This is a genomic window from Luteolibacter luteus, from assembly GCF_012913485.1.
In the GTDB taxonomy this organism is placed as follows: domain Bacteria; phylum Verrucomicrobiota; class Verrucomicrobiia; order Verrucomicrobiales; family Akkermansiaceae; genus Haloferula; species Haloferula lutea.
The window spans coordinates 567,258-585,326 of the sequence record NZ_CP051774.1; the positions used below are offsets into that span (position 1 = coordinate 567,258).

The following is an 18,069-nucleotide window of genomic DNA, read 5'->3' on the forward strand; positions in this document are numbered from 1 at the left end:
GATTTGGTGCACCGGCGACGCGATCCGGCGGGATTCCGGGGGCGCCGCCGATGGTCCGGCCGAACTCACCTTGAGGGGGCTTTCATGGAGATCAGCGGTCCCGCGAAAATCGCATCATTTTTTCACAACTCCTATGTAGACGCTTTCTCTATCTGTCTGCTCTTCTAGTGACCTGAAGCCTGAATAAACTCAAAGCGATGGTGGCGGCTCGCGGCCCGGGCCCCATCATCGCCCCTTCCACCCTGAAAGATGAATCCTCTCGTCTTGCTTCTGGCCGGAATCTCCGGCATTGCCTTCGCCTCCACCACTCCCCAACTGTCCCCCGCGCCGGAAGGTCTCGCCGCCGCGGATTGGGCCGGGATACGCTCCGCCCATGAAATTACCCGCCATGCGGCCCAGCAGCAGCAGGATGGCAAACTGAGCGCCCGCAATCCCAGCCAGCAGTGGCAGACGGAATTCGATGGCAAAGGCTTCACCGTTTCCCCCGACCACGGTGCTTGGACCTGGGGCCTTGAGCTCACCGGATACGGCGACCGCACAGTGCCGGCCACCGCATCCCCTGCCGAGCTGAGTCAAACGGGAAACAAGATCACTTGTCAGCGGGACGAGAACCTAACCGAGTGGTTCATCAATGACACCCGCGGTCTGGAACAAGGCTGGGACATCCGGCAGCGCCCGGATCGCTCTAACGCAAGCGCCCCGCTGCATCTTCATCTGCGCACCCGCGGCAGTGTCAGCCCGCGGGTATCCGAGCAGGGAGACAGCGTTTCATTCCATCAGGAAGACGGAGCCACCGCCCTGAGCTATGGCGGGCTAAAGGCCTGGGACGCCACGGGCGCGAAGCTCGCGGTTCGTTTTGAGCAGGCCAGCGGCAAGGACATCCGCATCACTGTCGATGACCGGAGCGCCCGCTACCCGATCACGATCGACCCTATTGCCCAGCAAGCGTTCATGCGGGCCAGCAATGCCGGGAGCTCAGACTACTTCGGCCGCGCGGTTGCGGTCTCCGGAGATACCGTGGTCGTCGGGGCATCCAACGAGGACAGCGCGGCCACCGGCGTGAATGGCGACCAAGCCAGCAACGCCGCCATGGATTCGGGCGCGGTTTACATCTTCGTCCGCACTGGCAGCACTTGGACCCAACAAGCTTATCTGAAGGCCAGCAATACCGGTGCTGAGGACCAGTTCGGTTCCACCGTGGCGATCTCCGGCGACACGGTGGTCGTGGGGGCGGCCTGGGAAGACAGTGCCGCCTCCGGCGTGAATGGCAATCAGGCGGACGATAGCGCTGGTTTCGCCGGTGCTGCTTACGTTTTCACCCGCAGCGGCACCACTTGGAGCCAGCAGGCCTACTTGAAGGCCAGCAATGCCCAAGCAGACGACTCTTTCGGCACCGCCGTGGCGATCTCCGGCGATACGATCTTGGTCGGTGCTCCAAGCGAAGACAGCAACGCCACCGGCGTGAATGGCAATCAGACGGACAATAGCGCTGCAGGTGCCGGGGCGGTCTATGTCTTTACCCGCAGTGGCACGGACTGGACCCAGCAAGCCTACCTGAAGGCCAGCAATGCCGAAGGGGGAGACTATTTCGGCAACGCCGTAGCCATTTCCGGGGATACCCTGGTCGCTGGAGCCGTTTACGAGGACAGCAGTTCCCCCGGGGTGAATGGCGACCAATCCAACAACTCCGGCGCCTATGCCGGAGCAGCCTATGTCTTCGTGCGGAGCGGCACTACATGGTCTCAGCAGGCCTATCTGAAGGCGAGTAACCCCAGCACCAGCGATACGTGGTGGCAGGGCTACGAGTTCGGCACCTCCGTGGCGATTTCCGGTGACACGGTGATCGTCGGCTCGCCCTCGGAGGAGTACGGCAACACCGGCGTGAACAGCCCCCCCTCGGGATACGCCGACAGCTCGGGTGCCGCCTATATCTTCGTCCGCGACGGCACGTCTTGGTCGCAGCAGGCCTACCTTAAGGCCCACAACTCTACCACCAACCTAAACTTCGGACGTTCCGTGGGAGTCTCGGGCGACAAGGTGGTGGTGTCAGGAAGACCGGTCAGCAACACGTTCGAATACCCGGCCGGCTACATTTTCAGCAGGGACGGCACGTCCTGGAGCCAGCTGGCTTTTCTGCCTTCGAGTGGTTCAGGAGGGTATCGCAGCTCCGTGTCAATCTCCGGCGAGACAGTCGTGGTAGGGGCCGAAACGGTCAGTTATGGTGTACACGGCGTGACGCGGATCCAAGATCCCACGCAAGGTGATGTGAGTCAGGCCGGGGCCGCATTCGTGACCCAGCTCGATATTCCCGTGGCTCCTCCCGCGATCACGGTCGCGGTATCCGGCGGTGCTGTCGTCCCCAAGGGCGGCACGGTGGCCTGTGGTCCTCTCGTGATCGATACCAGCCGCGAGATCACCATCCAGATTACGAATCCCGGCACGCCAGCCTACGTTCCCCCGCCAGGGCCGCTTTCCCTGACCGGGAGCCCTGCGGTGGCCGTTTCGGGCGACGCCAGCTTCACGGTGAGCGCGCAGCCCTCCTCGGACCCGATCACCGCCGGCCAGAACACGAGCTTCAAGGTGCTCTTCGCTCCGACCACCGAGGGCGCCAAGACGGCCACGCTTTCCATTCCGAACAACAACGTGGATGGAGCCGATCCCTTCATCATCCAGCTCACCGGCCGGGGCCTGTCCTTCACCACGGATACGGATGGCGACGGCCTGAACGATGCCTCCGAGTATAATATGGCCGTCCTCAACTTCAATTGGGAGCTGAGCCAGCCCGCCCTCGCGAGCGCCTATCTCGCCCAAGTGGCGCGGACACCGCTCTATACCCCGGCCCAGATCCAAGCCCTCCACCCGGGAGAATCCGTGGTCGCGCCAGACCCGGTCAGCCACCGCTTCAAGCTCACCACCCGCTGGAAGAAGTCCACCTCGCTCGAGGACTTCGTCGACTTCCCGCTGCCGTCCGGTTCCTCGCCCGTGATCACCCCTTCGGGCGGCATCGAGTTCCAGTTCGCGTCGCCGGAGGCCAAGGCCTTCTTCATGTTCGAGACGGATTGAAGTCGCACACCCTCTCTTCCCCGATGAAAAACCTCCTTTCGCTCTTCGCCGCCCTCTGCCCCGGCATCGTTTGTGCCATGGATGCCAGTACCGTGCCGGAAGGCGTCTCCTCCTCCGATTGGGATGGCCTCCGGGCTGCTCATGCTACCGCCGTGCATGCCCCGCAACGTCAGGCGGACGGCGATCTGGTGGCGCGCAATCCCGGCCAGCAATGGGAAACGGAATTCGATGGCAAGGGCTTCACCGTCACGCCCGATCACCGTGGCTGGAGCTGGGGCCTGGATCTCACCGCCTATGGGGACCGCAGTCTTGGCGCCGGCATGTCACTCCGCCACGAGGGCGGCAAGGTCACCTGCCAGCGCGACGAGAACCTGACCGAGTGGTTCATCAACGACAGCCGCGGCCTCGAACAAGGCTGGGATATCCAGCGGCGCCCCGGGCGATCCGATCACGCTGCGCCCTTGCTGCTTCATCTCTCTGTCCGCGGCGATGTGAAGCCGCAGGTATCCGCCAGCGGCGACAGCGTTTCCTTCCACCAGGAAGACGGGGCCAGCGCCCTGAGCTACGGCGGCCTGAAGGCTTGGGATGCCGATGGGAAGACCCTTCCCGTTCGCTTCGAGCAAGCAGTTGGAGACGGACTCCGCATCTCGGTCGATGACCTCGCTGCGCGCTATCCCATCACGATCGATCCGGTTGCCATGCAGACTTACCTGGCCCCCAGCAACGGCGATCAGAGCGATGACTTCTCCCACGCGGTGGCAATCTCCGGCGACACGGTTGTGATGGGTGCACCCGGTGAAGACAGCGCGGCCACCGGCGTGAACGGCGACGAAGCGAGTAATGCCGCCACGGACTCGGGTGCGGCCTACATTTTCGTCCGCAACGGCTCGGCATGGACCCAGCAGGCCTACCTGAAGGCCAGCAATACCGGGGCTGGCGATTCCTTCGGCTGCGCCGTGGCGATCTCCGGCGACACCGTGGCGATCGCCGCCCGGAGCGAGGACAGCGAGGCCACCGGGGTGAATGGCGACCAGTCGGGCAACGCGGCCGCCAACTCCGGGGCCGTCTATGTCTTCACTCGCAGCGGCACCACTTGGACCCAGCAAGCCTACCTGAAGGGTGCCAACACCGGGGCCGACGACAACTTCGGGGCTTCTGTTGGAATCGTGAACGACACCGTGGTCGTGGGCGCAAGTGAGGAGGACAGCAACGCCACCGGTGTGAACGGCAACGCGACAGACGAGTCGGCTCCGGGCTCCGGAGCCGTTTATGTCTTCACCCGCAGCGGCACCACCTGGACCCAGCAGGCCTACCTCAAGGCCAGCAACCCCGGCCCGGGCGACAAGTTCGGCAATGCCGTGGCAATGTCCGGCGAGACGCTCGTGATCGGGGCGGTCGGGGAAGGTAGCAACGCCACCGGCGTGAACGGCAACCAGGCGGACAACAACGCTGGAGGCTCCGGTGCCGCCTACGTCTTCACCCGCAATGGCACGACTTGGAGCCAGCAGGCCTACCTGAAGGCCAGCAATACCCAATTCGGCGATGCCTTCGGCTATGCAGTGACGATCTCCGGCGATCTCGTAGTGGTCGGTGCACCCTACGAAGACAGTAGCTCCCGGACGATCAATAGCGGCCAGAACAACAACGATGTGGAGGCCGCAGGAGCCGCCTATGTCTTCACCCGCAGTGGGACCACGTGGAGCCAAGAGGCTTATCTCAAAGCGCTCAATACCGGCGGCTGGGACCCCTCGAACGTCACTTACGACCAGTTCGGCTGTGCCGTCGCCTTGTCGGGCGACACGCTGGTGGTGGGAGCCTTCTATGATGCCAGTCCGGACAGCAACCCGGACGGCACCGGCGACCCCGGGGCGGGAGCCGTGCATTCCTTCACCCGCCGGGGAACCAACTGGTTCCAGTATGGCTATCTCAAGGCGACGCACCGCTATCGCTACAATTACACGAATTTCGGACGCGCGGTGGCAATTTCCGGCGGCACGGCCCTGATTGGCGCGCCGCAGCACCATATCACCCAGGCTCCGTTTCCTACTGCGGGAGTCGCCTATATCTTCGACGTCACGCTGGCTCCCGTAATCACGTTGGCCCAACCGAACCAGTATGGCCAGCAGGTCGGTATCCCGGGCGGCACGCGCTCCTTCGACTCCGTCAGCATGGAGGGCGGCGCCAAGGATCTTACGTTCTGGGTGAGAAACGATGGCGAGCTCGACCTGATCCTCTCCGGCAGCCCCGTGATCGCCCTGAGTGGAAGTAGCGACTTTACCGTGGTAGAGGCTCCGACCCCGCCCTCCGACACCATCTTCAGCTACAAGCAGGCTCGATCCTTCAAGGTGCGCTTCGCCCCTACCGGTGAAGGCCTCCGCTCGACGACTCTCTCCATCGCGAGTAACGATCCCAAGACCCCTCTCTTCACCCTCAACCTAGAAGGCAGCGGCCTCTCCTTCACCACCGACACGGACGGCGACGGCCTGAGCGATGCCGCGGAATACAACCTGTCCGCTCTCAACTTCAACTGGCGGGTGAGCCAAAGCGCTCTCGTGGCGACCTACTATGAGGACCTGAATCGGGGCGGGCTCTATGCCGCCACGCAGGTACATGCCCTCCGCCCGGTGCACTCGGTTGCAAAGGACCCGGTGAGCGGCCAAGCCAAGCTGACCACGCACTGGAAGAAATCGGCCAACTTCGCCACCTTCTTCGACTTTCCTGCGCCGGCAGGCTCCTCAGTCTCGGTAAACCCGTCCGGCGGCATCGACTTCGAGTTCCCGTCTTCCGACGGTGCGGCTTTCTTTAGGGTCGACCATCCCTGAGCCCTGCAAGGTTTTCAGAGCTTCACACCGCCCAGGCCCGGGCTGCCGGAGTTTTTCCGTGCAGAGTCTGCCCTTTTGCCGCTAGAAAGCGTCGCAAGTTCACGTCTTTCAACCCATGCCACGCGTCACCATCACCGTTCCGGATCGCAATCCGCAGCCATACCGCTTCCAGCTTGATCGGATGGCGGTGAATATGGGCCGCGGCAGCGACAACGACATCGTGGTGGAAGACGGCTCCGTTTCCGTCAGCCACGCCGTGATGGAGCGCATCGATGGCGGTTACCAACTCCGCGACTTGGGTTCCACGAATGGCATCAAGCTGGACGGTCACGTGATGCCCGTCATCCCTCTGCGCCATGGCCTGTCCGTGAAGATCGGCGATGTGGCATTTGATTTCACCCTCAGCGACGAGGAGCGCGAGGCGCTCGCCCGCGAAAAGCCGCAGCAGGAATCCCCGATCATCAAGGAGTCCGCTCTCGATGCGCCGAAGCGTCCGGCTGGTCCGGTCCGCCCGGCTCCAGCAGCCCATCGTCACGTGGTGTACGAACAGCAGCCGAGTGCCTCGGCCAGCTTCTTCATGACGCTTTTCTTCCTGATCCTCGCGGCAGGTGCCTTCTGCGTCGGGCTCTCAATCCGGCATCAGAAGGAAACCGGACGCTCCCTGCTCCACGACATCCAAGGCTCCGCCGCTGGTGTTCCTCTGCCGGCACCGGGAGCAGAGAAGGCAGCCGAGGGAGACAGCGCTCCGGCACCGGAGAAATAGAAAAGTCCCGCATGAAGCTTGCGGCGAGCTTGTCATTGGTAGCTGCATTCATTGCTTCGACTTGCAGCGTTTGGTCGCAAGACCTCAAGGACCGCGCTTATGCCAAAATCGTCGAAGAGGTACGGGGCACGAAGATCGAAGCTGCGTGGCTTTGGATCGATGTCTATTCCGACACGGCTGAGGAAGAGGATTACTTTTCCCCTACCAATGTTCTCAAATTCAGCGAGCGGGAGATCGGACTACTGAACCAGGCCCTTGCTCAAGCCGCGGCCCAGACGAATACGAAGAATCTACTCGGCGAGCGCACTAGCTACGCGATTGTCATCAAGCCGGACAAGGGTCCGGCCTTTGGCTTGTTGCGGAATCCCCGGCATTCCGCAGATCTGTTTACCTTGATCGCCGTCGAGATTGCCCCAAAGCCCGTGATCACGGGTAGGCTGGACCTCCGGACACTGGTCCGCGACGAAGCCGGCCTTGAGGACAAAGTGAGCGGGATTAACCTGCCAGGCCTTCTTCAGTCCAAGGTCGGCGAATTTATCGCGTCCTCGTTGCGGGACTTGAACAAGTAATGAGGTCCCTTCCGGACGAAGTTCCGGAAGCTTTCACTCCCCCTCGTCCACCGTCTCGTCCCGCTGATAAATCGGGAGCTGCCGGTAAGGCACCGTGAAGGCCAGCACCATCATGCAGGTGCCATAGATCCGCCCGGCCTCGCGGCTATTCCAAGAGCCGTCTTCCGATTGCTTCTTCAAGTAAGTCTCGTACATCCAGTTTGCGTATTCGCTCCAATAGCGCCCGCCGATCTGGAAGGTCCCTTGGGCATTATAGTAGTTCCCGTAGAACTCGAATTGATCCCCCGGCAGATCCCGGAAAGTCTTCATTACATAATCCGCCGCCTGCACCGTTTCCTCAGTGCCGTGGCGTCCGCAGAGCTCCAGGCAAAGCAATCCCATCCCTGTAAGAGAGCGCGCGTGATCGTGGCGATCCATGTAGCCGAAGCTCCCTTCCTTGTCGTCCTGATGCCGGCTCAGATAAGCGACGGCATCGGCGATCGCCTTGTCCGGGACTGCGGCACCGTTTAGCTTCGCGGAGCGCAGGGCCATCAGCGCCCAGCCGCTGCAAGAGGTGTCGCTATCCGATGACCCGGGATGATAGCGCCAGCCACCCTGATGGCGGTCTTCCTTCTGCACCGCTTGTGCCTTCAAGATCAGCTTGAGCGCCGGAGGCAGGGCCTTCGCGATCTTTTCCTGCCTACCGGGATCGACCATGCCACTTACTTCGGAAAGGAAGAGCGTGGAGATATTGTGGGCATACATCGGACCGCTGCCCGCATTGCCCTTCTCGAAAAGGCCGCTGCCGCGTTGGTTTTCCAAAACGAAGTCGATGCAGCGGTTCAAGGCCTCGGCATAGGGCCCCTCGGTCGGGAGATGCCCCTTCGAAAGAAAGGCCATGCCCGCCAGCGCCGGGATGCCGGTGGAGTCGCCATAGTTCTCAGGATAGGAGCCATCCTCCTTCTGAACCCGAGACAAGTATTCCAAGGCGTTCTCCACCGCGGGATCCACTTTCTCCTTCCACTCGGAAAACACAGGGTCAGCAGGCTCTTGTGCTGCAAGCGGGAGGATGAGCGACAGGACGATGGAGAGAGTCTTCATGGAAATGGAAAATGTGTTCCTCATTCGTCTGCCATCGCCTCGAAGTATTTCTTCACCAATCCGCGATACTCTTCGGGAACTCCGGTGCCCGCACCACCGCCCACATCGGACTTCAGGGTCGCTTGGATCTTCTCCCAATCAGCAGCGCTGATCCCCAGCTTCGCCAGCTCGGGAGGGACGCCGGGATCGGCCTCGGGGCTGCGGTCACCTTCCTCCGGCTTTTCTCCGGGTTGATTGCCGGGCTGCGGCATACCGGGTTGACCCGGCTGGCCCTGATTCTGTCCCTGCATGCTCTGGCGGGCTGCCTGCGCAGCACGCGAGAGGGCATCAGCAGCTTGCGACGCTTGATTTGCGGCTTCGGAGCCTTCTTGCTTCTCGCCTGCCGCCTTGGCTGCCGATTGGAAAGCATCGGCCAGGTCCGTGGGCGGGATCGGCACACGATGTTGCTCCGGCTGCTGGCCCTTCGCTTGCTCGGCATTGCGGGCAAATTCCTCCGCGGCACGACCGAGGGCATCGGCACTGCGCTGAAGGCTGTTTGAGGATTGGTTATGTTGTCCGGCAGCTTCCTGCAGCTTGCCTTCTTGCCCGCTCTGAGCGGCGGCTTTCGCCTGTTCGCCTCCTTGGTGTGACGCATCCTTGGCTTCATTCATGTTCCCCGAACCCTCGGCCTGTGGCATCCGGGCGATCGCTTCCGAGAACTCTCCTGCTTGCTCGGCCTGCATCTGCTGAAGGCTCTGAACCGCCTCAGCGGTCTTTCCTTCGGCAAGGGAGTTCAGCGCCTCCGCTACCTTCTCCTGCCGTTCTGCAAGAGCTTCCATCTGCGCGGCCTGAGTCGACTGACCTTGTTCGGACTGACCTTGTTCGGACTGACCTTGTTCGGACTGACCTTGTTCGGACTGACCTTGTTCGGACTGACCTTGTTCGGACTGACCTTGTTCGGGCTGACCTTGTTCGGGCTGACCTTGTTCGGGCTGACCTTGTTCGGGCTGACCTTGTTCGGGCTGACCTTGTTCGGGCTGACCTTGTTCGGGCTGACCTTGTTCGGGCTGACCTTGCTCGGACTTCGCTGCTTCGCGGAGAGCCTGCGCGGCTTCCTTCGCTGACTCCGCCGCAGCCTTATCCTCACCCTTGGCCAGAGATTCACTCGCTTGTTTCGTCTCCGCAACGACCTCCGGCAGAACATCCGCCGCCTCGCTGCGCTCTTTCTGTGCTTCGGCCAGTTGCTGCGCCGCCTGCTCGGCAATCTTCGCCTGCTCCTTCTGCAGCGACTCACGAACGGATCGTTCCGCCTGTTCCGGCACGGACGCGTTAGCCGGAATCTGCTTGGCCTGCTCCTCCAGTTCTTTCTGAGCCTCGCTCAAAGCCCTGGCTTGATCCGCCATCTCGCGGGCTTCCTTGGCTTGATCCTCCAGCACCTCCGCGCGCGCCTGAGGTTGCTCGCGCAATTGCTGGCGGAGCTGCTCCTCCATCTGTCGCTGACGGTTCTGCCAATCCTCGGGCAAGGCTTTCTCTTCCCTGTTCTCCGCGACCTGGCGTTCCGCCTGACGTGCCAGCTCGCGTTGCTGCTGGGCTAATTCCTGAAGGCGCGCCAGTTCTTCGATCTTCTGGCGATCCCGCTCCATCCGGTTGCGGACTTCCTCCAGCTTTCTCACCGCGTCCTCCGCCTTCTCGCGCGCGATATCAAGCTTCTCCTCACGCTGCTCCTTGCCGTCCTGCAAGGGCGCGCTCTCAAGCTCCTGCCGGGCCTGCGCGACTTGCTCCGCCGCCTGCCGCACTTCGTCTGCCTTCGTGGCGTGCACGCTTTCCTGCATCCGATCGGAAAGCTCCGACAACTTCTGCTGCGCTTCGGCCAAGCGTTCCCGCGCTTCCTCGAAATGCTTCACCGCATCCTTGCTCAGCTCCTCTCGCTGCATCTCCCCGCGGTGCCAATCCATCCGCTCCCGCGCCTCGCGCGTCGCACGCATAGCCTGCTCGATTGTCTCATGCGCGCCATCGTGCTCGGCCCGCATTTCCTGCCTCGCCAGGGATTCCGCTCCTCGATCGATGCGCAGCAGAATCCACTCGGAATGCCCGACGCCCGGCCCCTTCAGCTCCTTGGTGCGCCCATCTTCGGCACGCACGCGCATGCGGATCTCACCCGCGCCCTGCCAGCGCTCCAGAAGTTCACCGACCGCTACTTCGTTCCCCCCGCGGAAGCGCGCCGGCTTGGTCGCCGCACCGAAGCGCTCCGGCAAATCCTGAGCGAGCCTCACCGGCTCCTTGCCCTCGGTCTTCGCCTCGATCTGCACCGCGGCCACACCGAAGTCCTCCGTGATCTCATAGCGAAGCCCCAGCACCTCATCCGGCCGCACGCGGATTTCCTTTGCGATGGGGCTTAGCCAACGCACCACCGGCGCTGCATCCTCAAGCACCCGCACCGGAAAACGCAGCGCATCCACCTCACGGCCCAAGCGGTGCTTCAACCACAGCACCGCATCCCCAGCGCCATTCTCTTCGAGATTCCATGAGACACTCATGCGTCCGCCATCCGCCGCGCGCTCGATCTTTGCGTCCGCGACCCGCTTGCCATCGATCTCCAGCCAACCTTCCTCCACCGCGGTATTTAGCGCACCGCTAATTTCCACCATCGTGCCACGGATCGCTTCGATCCCGCGGCCCAGCGGTTCTTCCTGCGGAATCACTCCGGTGTATTCCGGAAAGCGCAACCTCACCCGTGGCTGCACCACCGTGGGCAGAGGCCACACGGTCACCGTGAAGCGGTCGCTTTCTCCCCGGCCCGCGCGCGCGCGATAGCTAAAACCCTCGCGCACGGGATCCATCCGGTAGCGCCAGGCGTCGCCTTCGGGATACATCGGCTGGGTAACTTCGATCCCCGTCGCGCCCATCTCCATCACCACTTCCAGCTTGTCGGCATGACCTTCGTAGTTGGCCACGATCTCGATCGCGTCGCCTTCGAGCAACTCCACGTTGCCCGGCTTGAGCTCAAACTTCACAGCCGCGGCATTGCCGACCTTGCTAAACGGAGCTACTGCCCGCACCGCCAACCTCGACACCTCTTTCGGCCATACCGCGAAAAGCAAGAGCGTCAGGACTGCCAGCGCAGCCGCGGGCTTGGCCCAGCGCTTTCCAGCACCGGCCGCTTTCATCTCAGCCTTCGCATCCACCCGGCCGACATCTTCATTCGCCGCACGTGCCAGCTCCGCCAGCAGGTCCGCGGAAGCACCGGCATCACCACCAGAGAGTTCCATGACCGTGCTCATCCGCTCCTCGATCTCCGGGTGGCGCCCCTCGATCCAGCGAGCCACTTGAACCAAGCCGATCTTCCGTATCAGCGGCCTGAGTCCTGCGCAACCCGCGACAAGAATCGCGGCTACCCATGCGCCGAACATCACCCAGCGCGCCGCCACGGGCAGCGGAGCCAGAAGATGATCCGCCGCCATGATCGCGAGCAGGCCACCGAGTGCCACGGTGGCAACCAAGAAGCCGCCGCGCATCCACTGCGCACGACGGATGCCCGACCGCACGGCAGCCAAGCGCCGTTCGATGTCCTGTCTTGCTTCGCTCGTTTTCATGCGATTCCTCCGCTTCGATGGTTACGGCAGTCCGCCACCTCTTCTGATCACCCATTCCGTGCCGAGCAGCATCGCAAGCAGGCCCAGCACCCAACCGCTGTCCCAGAGCGAAGTCTCGCGCACTTCATGGCGCTCGTTGCTCTCCTTCAGGAACAGCCCGGAAAGTTCACCCGCCTGATCCGCCGCCACCACCTTGCCACCGGAAAGATCCGCCACCGTATCGAGGAGGCCGCGATTCAAGGTCGTCTCCGCCAGTTCCACCGGGCCACGCGAGCCCACCACGCGGAAACCTGCGCTCACGCCTTGGTTTCCATCCTCCGCGCTCAAGCGGTCCGCCTGGGTGCCGCGCAGGCGGACTTCATAGCGCCCTGCCTTCGCGATGCGCGGCAACTCCGTCTCGTGGAGACCATTCGACTCCTCCACGTAGGCCAGTGGCGTACTCGAAATCACTTCGCCCTCGCGGACCAGCTCCACCTTCAAATCCTCATCCTTCACCGGGCTCAAGCCCGTGTCGCGCAGCCGCGCCGTCACTTTGATCCGGTCGTCCGCCGTATAGGTCAGCTGATCCGTCCCGAGTCGCACGCGGTTTCCTCCGGCACGGAGAATCGGCCCCGCACCCCAGCGCACCAGATTCCCCCAGAAGCGGTGGTGATAGATGTCCCCTGCTCCCTCGCGCAGCCGCCATGTGCGGTCTGTTAGAAGCAGAGCCACCTTCCCTTTCCCGGTTTGCCGGGTCACCAGCAGGGCGGCCGCAGCTTCATGCTCGCGACGACGGGCCAATGCATCCAGCGCGGCATTCAGGCCTTCATCGCCTGAGACCACCTGCTGCTCGTTGCCATCGCTCGCCGTCAACAAAACCTCCGCTCCCTCCTTGAGCGATTTTACCGGCTGCCGCCAACGGACATCGGGAAAACCCGCCCATACCGAGTCATTCGCCGTTTCGCCGGTTGCCTGCTGCGTGACCGGATGCGAGCGCCCTTCCGAAGTCAGCGAAAAGCGGAACGGCTCCTCGGTGGAGACGTAGAAGTTTCGATGTTCTTCAAAGGTTTCCACCGGCACCAGATTACGCCCCGCCTCCGGCCCGATGCCATGCGGCATGAAGCGCGGCCCCGCAATCATCACCAGTAGCGCGGCGCGTTCTGTTACGCACTTCGAGATGACGTCCCAAGTCCCGGCGTCGATCGCATCCGGAGCAACATCCCCGAGGATGATCACATCGAACTTCCGCCATTCCTCCTCGCTCACCGGCAGACGAGTCGCTTGGGCTTCGCCAAAGGGCCGCGATGCTGATGCAGGGATCTCCGCATCGTCTTGTCCGTCGATCCGGTCCGGGTGCAGCAGCACGTATTGGAGGTGCACCGACTTGTCGCGGCCGTAGAAAAGGTTCCGCAGGTAGCGGAACTCCCAACGCGGCGTGCTCTCCACGATCAACACATTCGTCCGTGCATCCGTGATCGAAGTCTCGAAGGCCCAGTCGTTGTTGTCGGGGAAACGCTCGCCATCGAGCGCCGCGATCTCGATCCGGAAACCACCTACACCGCCTTCTTCCGGCACCGTCGTGAAACGGACCTCCTCGCGGTGGCGATCCTGCGGGATCTGGATCACCCGTTCCTCGATCCGCTCCTCACCGCGCATCAGGCGCACCTTTGCCTCCTTGCCCTTGTAACCGTCGAACTTGAGCGTGGCCGTTACCCGCATCCGGTCGCCCAGATGGATCGCTTCCGGTGCCTTCACGTCCAGCACCGCGGCATCGCGCGGCGGCTCCGTGCTTCCCGCCGCCACGATCCCCACCGGCGCATCGAGGATTCCGAAGCGCCGCGCCACATCCTCGACATGGCCGGGACGATTGTGCCGGCCATCACTCACCATGATCACGCCGCCAAGATCATCGGGCGGGACCTGCTCCAAAACTGTGCCGAGCGCCGCGGCCAGATCCGTCGCATCGTTCCAACCTTCGGTTTCAGCTTCACCGGTGTCGTGGACACTCCGCGCGGCACGCACCGTCCGCACTTTCATGGACTCACCAAGCTTCGCGAGAATGCCTGACTTCTCCAGAGCCGCCTCGCCGATCTCCAAGCGTGTGGCCTCCTCGCCATCGTCCTTCAAGTGCATCGATGCAGAGTCATCCAGCACCACCACCACTTCCTTCTGTCGGTCGCGCTTCACCTCACGAACCCACACTGGCTCGACCAAGATCCACACCAGCACCGCCAGCGCCACCAATCGCAGCGCCACCAGCCATCGGCCCCGCTTGCTCGTCACCGCACCCGCCTCATAACGATACAAGCCGATCACCGCCTCCACCGCCAGCGCCGCACCGAGCGCCACCGCCCATGCCGGCCAATCCGGCGCAAGCCGCACGACCTTTCCGATGCCGTGGAGAAGCCCCCACAGCAGGAAGAAGACGATCGGAAATCTGAACAGGATCTTCATCTCAATCGCTCATCGCCACACGGCATCTTGCCCGAAATCGACACGCACATCTTCCGCCATCCGGCGGTTCCGCGAAACCCATCGCGCCAAGGCGCTTTCCAGCAGGAAGAGAACAAACGCGGCAATCGCCAGCAGTTTCCAAATCTCACGCCCGAAGCCCTTGCCCTGCAACACGCCCAGGATATCCGCCACCGAGCCCGGCTGCAGGAGATCCACGTGCTTCCTCACCAGAGCCAAATCCTCTTCGGTCCGCGGCTCAAAATGGCTCTCACCCGGATCACGGATCACCGCCACCGGCAGCGCCGTATCGGCAGGAACCGAAAGCAACTCGGAAAGATCATCACTCGTCGTGACCTGATAGATCCCCGGCACCGCGGAACCGCCAATCGCCAGTTCTTTGCCTCGGCGCGTCGGCTTGAGGATCGCTTCACGCGGCATCCCCATCGGATCCATGACGCGCATCGGCTCGGAGTTCTCCTCGCGCTCCGGCTTGAAGGCAAAGCCCGGGATGATCTGCTTCGTTCCGCCCGGCGGTGTCCAAAAAAGCCGCAGGTAAGCCTCGCCGCCCCGTTCCCGATACTTCGCGTGGAACGGCACCGGCTTGCCCTCTTCAAGATTCGCTTTGCCCAGATCCTTGCCACCATAGTCCGCATGCATCGCGGAGTGGTCGCCGAGCCGCAGCTCGATCTCGTCATCGACCTCCGCGGAAAAGAGATACTCCCCGCTCACCGGCGGAACCAGTTGCCCCTGCCATTCGATCGTGAAGTTGTCGTTCGGCATCCTCTTGTCCGGCTTCTCATTGCCCCAGCGATAATCAATGCCCGGCTCAACGCGCACGATCGTTGGACGCCCGCGCCACTCGTCGTTCCGGTAGTAGCTCGCTGTGAGGCCACCCGTCGCACCGTGCAAGGCCACGGAAGGGCTCCATGCTGCCTCGACATTCAGCTCAGCCCCGGTTCCCGCGCTCCACGAGACCAGCTCATGGACCAGCGGAACAAAGGAGCGCTGTGCCGGAAGATTTCCCGAGCGTGCATCAAAGGCGCAAGTCGCCAGCAAGGTACGACCATTCCCGTAGTTCTTCGCCGCCAGGAAAGTGTCGCCATTCAGAAATGCCGCTGCCTGCACGCCTCCGGTGGACTCACCGGTCTTCCGCCATTGCTTGAGCCTCGCCATCGCCAGGTCGGAGTTCCTCTCGTCCTTGAAAAGCGTCACCGACTCATGGAGAAATGTGGATGGCGCAGGCGAAACACCTTCCGTATCGACAGCCATCTCACCCAGCGGCACCGGGAGCATCGCCCCCTCTCCGCCTTTCCAATTGTTGAAGAACGCCGGTTCGGTCCGCGGACCCGCAATGATCATCAGACCCAGCCCGTCCGCCACCCGGCCCGCCAGCTTCGCGGCAATCCGTTCCGGCAGGCGGGGCACGTCCGCCAGCACCACCACCGCGCAGTCATCGAAATCATCCTCCCGCAGTTCCGGTGCGGGGACCACCTTGGGATCCATCAGATAGACCTCGCCCGCATCCCGGCCATGCCGGAGATCTGGCGATGGAGCCAGCGCCAGCGCGGAATATCCGGCGGCCCGCTCGAAGAAAGACCCCGCCGGGTTCCCGTCCACTAGCAGCACCGGCAGCTTGCCCCGCACGTTCACCACGCGTTCCGCCTTGTCGTCCGCTGGCAGATCATCCGAGCCACTCATCCTCGCCGCCACCACCTGAGGTCCCGGCTTGGTGAAGCGATGCCGGAACTCAACGATCTCCTTCTGCCCTGCCATCAGCATGCCCACCGGCTTCTCGCCCACCTTCGCGCCACCCACCTCAAATGATACCGGTCCCGGCGTCACCGCTTCGGTCCCCGTATTCTCCACCGTGACCCGCAAGGTTGCCTCGCGATCCGTGCCAATCACCCGCCGCGAGACATCGACTCCCGCAATTGCCACATTCCTCAGTGAGGTCGGCACACCATAGTCCCGCAGTAGCAGCTTCGGCTTCGCAGGCATCGCCTTCCACGCCTCATCCAGGCCAGCCCACGCATTCGGGTTGTCAAAACGCCAGCCCGCACGCTGGGCATCCGTGAAAACGATCACTTCCTTCGAGGCATTCGTCCCCTCCGCCAATCCCAGCGTCGCGATCCCCAATGCCTCATGGGCCCGGAAAGTCCCTCCAACCGGCCGTAACGAATCCAGCACCCCGAGCACATCCGCACGATGCGTCAGCGGCGCCGCCGTCTTCGCTTCTGGAGCGGGCCCGCCGAGAACCACGAGAAACGCCGTACCTCGCGGCGCTTCCTTCACCAGTTGCTTCGCCTCCTCTACCGCGTGCGCGAAAACCGTCCGCCCGTCCCGCGAAAGCTCCATCGAGGAAGAAGCATCGATCACTAGCGCCACGTCACGGCGGCCACTTGCCTCGAATCGCTTCAAGTTCAGCGACCGCTCCAAGAAGATCAGCCCTGCTGCGGCAATCACCAGCACCAGCGCGCAAAGCTTCAGGATCCACCGCATCTTCCCCGCCAGCACGAAGGACGCTCCCAAGAGCGCGATACCGATCAAGGCAGCCGGCAAAACAAACAGCCACGGCACCGTGGAATCCGGCGGGATGAATGGCCGCGCCAAAGCCAGCGCCAGCAAAGCCAGCAACAGGCACCGTGCCGCCATCAGCAGCAGATCCTCCCACTCCATCTTCCGCCGCCGCACTGCCACGGTATCGAAGAGAAAGCGCATCGCCCCCCAATCGATCGGCTTCGCCGCCTGACGCCGGACCAGATGAATGATGATCGGGATCGAGACACCCGCCAATCCCGCCAGCAGCCATGGATTCAGGAAAAGCATCTACTTCCGTCCTCCCAGGTAACGCAGCAGGGTATCCCGCAGCGGGGTTTTCGTGTTCACCGCCACGTAGTCCGCACGGAGCTTCCCGCATGCGGAATCGATCCGCTTCACAAAATCACGCAGTCGCTCCAGATAGGCCGCACGCACTGCCTGCGGGTCGATCCGTAACATCTTCTCGATTCCCTCGAGATCGCGGAAGCGCTGGAAGCTCTTGAACGGAAAGGTCAGCTCTTCCTCCGCCAGCAGATGGAAAATCACCAACTCATGCTGCCGGAAATCGAAGTGATGCAGCGCCTCGATCACCTTGGTCGGATCGTCGAAAAGATCGCTGATCAGGATCACCAGCCCGCGCTTCGGAATCCGCTCGGCCACGCCGTGCAAGACCCCGCCCACATCCGTATCCGCACCGGCCTCCGCCGTGTGCAGTTCCTCAAGGATCCGCCGCACCTGGCTCGGGCGGCTGCCAGCCCGGATAAATCCGCGCACCTCTTTGTCAAAGGTCACCAATCCCGCGGCATCACCCTGCTTCACGAAGAGATACGCCAGAGCCGCGGCCAGATGCTTCGCATACTCCAGCTTGGAAAGCGCCACATCACCGATCTTCGCAGCAGTATCACCGGTGTATTTCATCGAGCCGGAGACATCGATCGCCAGCGTCGCCCGCAGATTCGTCTCTTCGATGTACTGGCGGATCACATTCCGATCGCTCTTTGCGATCACCCGCCAGTCCAGATCCTTCGGATCATCCCCCGGCACATACTCGCGATGCTCCGCGAACTCCACGGAGAAGCCCTTATCCGGAGAGCTGTGCCGCCCCGTCAGCGTACCCTGCATCCGTCGTCGGGCATACCACTCCAGGCGCTTCATCACGCCCATGATCTCCGGCGGCAGCAGCCGCATGCACTCGGGAAGTTTTAGCGAATCACCGGACATGGGAAATT

General features: G+C 62.8%; 9 protein-coding genes. 5 read left to right on the forward strand and 4 right to left on the reverse strand.

What is annotated here, in order from left to right:
- Nucleotides 1-249: 249 nt before the first annotated feature.
- From HHL09_RS02295 to HHL09_RS02310, 4 genes are all read left to right on the forward strand, one after another.
- Nucleotides 250-3,063, forward strand: coding sequence for a hypothetical protein (locus HHL09_RS02295; RefSeq protein WP_169452879.1), 2,814 nt, complete (start codon nucleotides 250-252; stop codon nucleotides 3,061-3,063).
- 23 nt (nucleotides 3,064-3,086) lie between these two features.
- Nucleotides 3,087-5,885: an FG-GAP repeat protein gene (locus tag HHL09_RS02300; protein WP_169452880.1), complete on the forward strand. Its 2,799-nt coding sequence runs from the start codon at nucleotides 3,087-3,089 to the stop codon at nucleotides 5,883-5,885.
- A 115-nt stretch (nucleotides 5,886-6,000) separates the two neighbouring features.
- Nucleotides 6,001-6,648: an FHA domain-containing protein gene (locus HHL09_RS02305; protein WP_169452881.1), complete on the forward strand. Its 648-nt coding sequence runs from the start codon at nucleotides 6,001-6,003 to the stop codon at nucleotides 6,646-6,648.
- 11 nt (nucleotides 6,649-6,659) lie between these two features.
- Nucleotides 6,660-7,217: a hypothetical protein gene (locus tag HHL09_RS02310; protein WP_169452882.1), complete on the forward strand. Its 558-nt coding sequence runs from the start codon at nucleotides 6,660-6,662 to the stop codon at nucleotides 7,215-7,217.
- Between the two features lie 33 nt (nucleotides 7,218-7,250).
- Here HHL09_RS02310 and HHL09_RS02315 read toward each other — a convergent pair whose 3' ends face one another.
- Nucleotides 7,251-8,297: a prenyltransferase/squalene oxidase repeat-containing protein gene (locus HHL09_RS02315; RefSeq protein WP_169452883.1), complete on the reverse strand. Its 1,047-nt coding sequence runs from the start codon at nucleotides 8,295-8,297 to the stop codon at nucleotides 7,251-7,253.
- Nucleotides 8,298-8,967: 670 nt separating this feature from the next.
- On the opposite strand from HHL09_RS02315, the gene HHL09_RS26735 reads away from it, so the two are divergent.
- Entirely contained in the window at nucleotides 8,968-9,609 is a 642-nt protein-coding gene (locus HHL09_RS26735) for a pentapeptide repeat-containing protein (protein ID WP_343224882.1), read from the forward strand.
- A gap of 2,281 nt (nucleotides 9,610-11,890) precedes the next feature.
- Here the strand turns inward: HHL09_RS26735 and HHL09_RS02325 are convergent.
- The 3 genes from HHL09_RS02325 to HHL09_RS02335 are packed head-to-tail and all read right to left on the reverse strand — an operon-like array spanning nucleotide 11,891 to nucleotide 18,061.
- Nucleotides 11,891-14,302: a hypothetical protein gene (locus HHL09_RS02325; protein WP_169452884.1), complete on the reverse strand. Its 2,412-nt coding sequence runs from the start codon at nucleotides 14,300-14,302 to the stop codon at nucleotides 11,891-11,893.
- A 9-nt stretch (nucleotides 14,303-14,311) separates the two neighbouring features.
- Entirely contained in the window at nucleotides 14,312-17,128 is a 2,817-nt protein-coding gene (locus HHL09_RS02330; RefSeq protein ID WP_169452885.1) for a PA14 domain-containing protein, read from the reverse strand.
- Nucleotides 17,129-18,061: a DUF58 domain-containing protein gene (locus tag HHL09_RS02335; RefSeq protein ID WP_169452886.1), complete on the reverse strand. Its 933-nt coding sequence runs from the start codon at nucleotides 18,059-18,061 to the stop codon at nucleotides 17,129-17,131.
- Between the last annotated feature and the right edge of the window lie 8 nt (nucleotides 18,062-18,069).

Excerpts from the sequence above, each read along its gene's own strand:
- HHL09_RS02335 (WP_169452886.1), bottom strand. The coding sequence starts at position 18,061 with ATGTCCGGTGATTCGCTAAAACTTCCCGAGTGCATGCGGCTGCTGCCG.
- HHL09_RS02330 (WP_169452885.1), bottom strand. The coding sequence starts at position 17,128 with ATGCTTTTCCTGAATCCATGGCTGCTGGCGGGATTGGCGGGTGTCTCG.
- HHL09_RS02300 (WP_169452880.1), top strand. The coding sequence starts at position 3,087 with ATGAAAAACCTCCTTTCGCTCTTCGCCGCCCTCTGCCCCGGCATCGTT.
- HHL09_RS02315 (WP_169452883.1), bottom strand. The coding sequence starts at position 8,297 with ATGAAGACTCTCTCCATCGTCCTGTCGCTCATCCTCCCGCTTGCAGCA.
- HHL09_RS02305 (WP_169452881.1), top strand. The coding sequence starts at position 6,001 with ATGCCACGCGTCACCATCACCGTTCCGGATCGCAATCCGCAGCCATAC.
- HHL09_RS02325 (WP_169452884.1), bottom strand. The coding sequence starts at position 14,302 with ATGAAGATCCTGTTCAGATTTCCGATCGTCTTCTTCCTGCTGTGGGGG.
- HHL09_RS02310 (WP_169452882.1), top strand. The coding sequence starts at position 6,660 with ATGAAGCTTGCGGCGAGCTTGTCATTGGTAGCTGCATTCATTGCTTCG.
- HHL09_RS02295 (WP_169452879.1), top strand. The coding sequence starts at position 250 with ATGAATCCTCTCGTCTTGCTTCTGGCCGGAATCTCCGGCATTGCCTTC.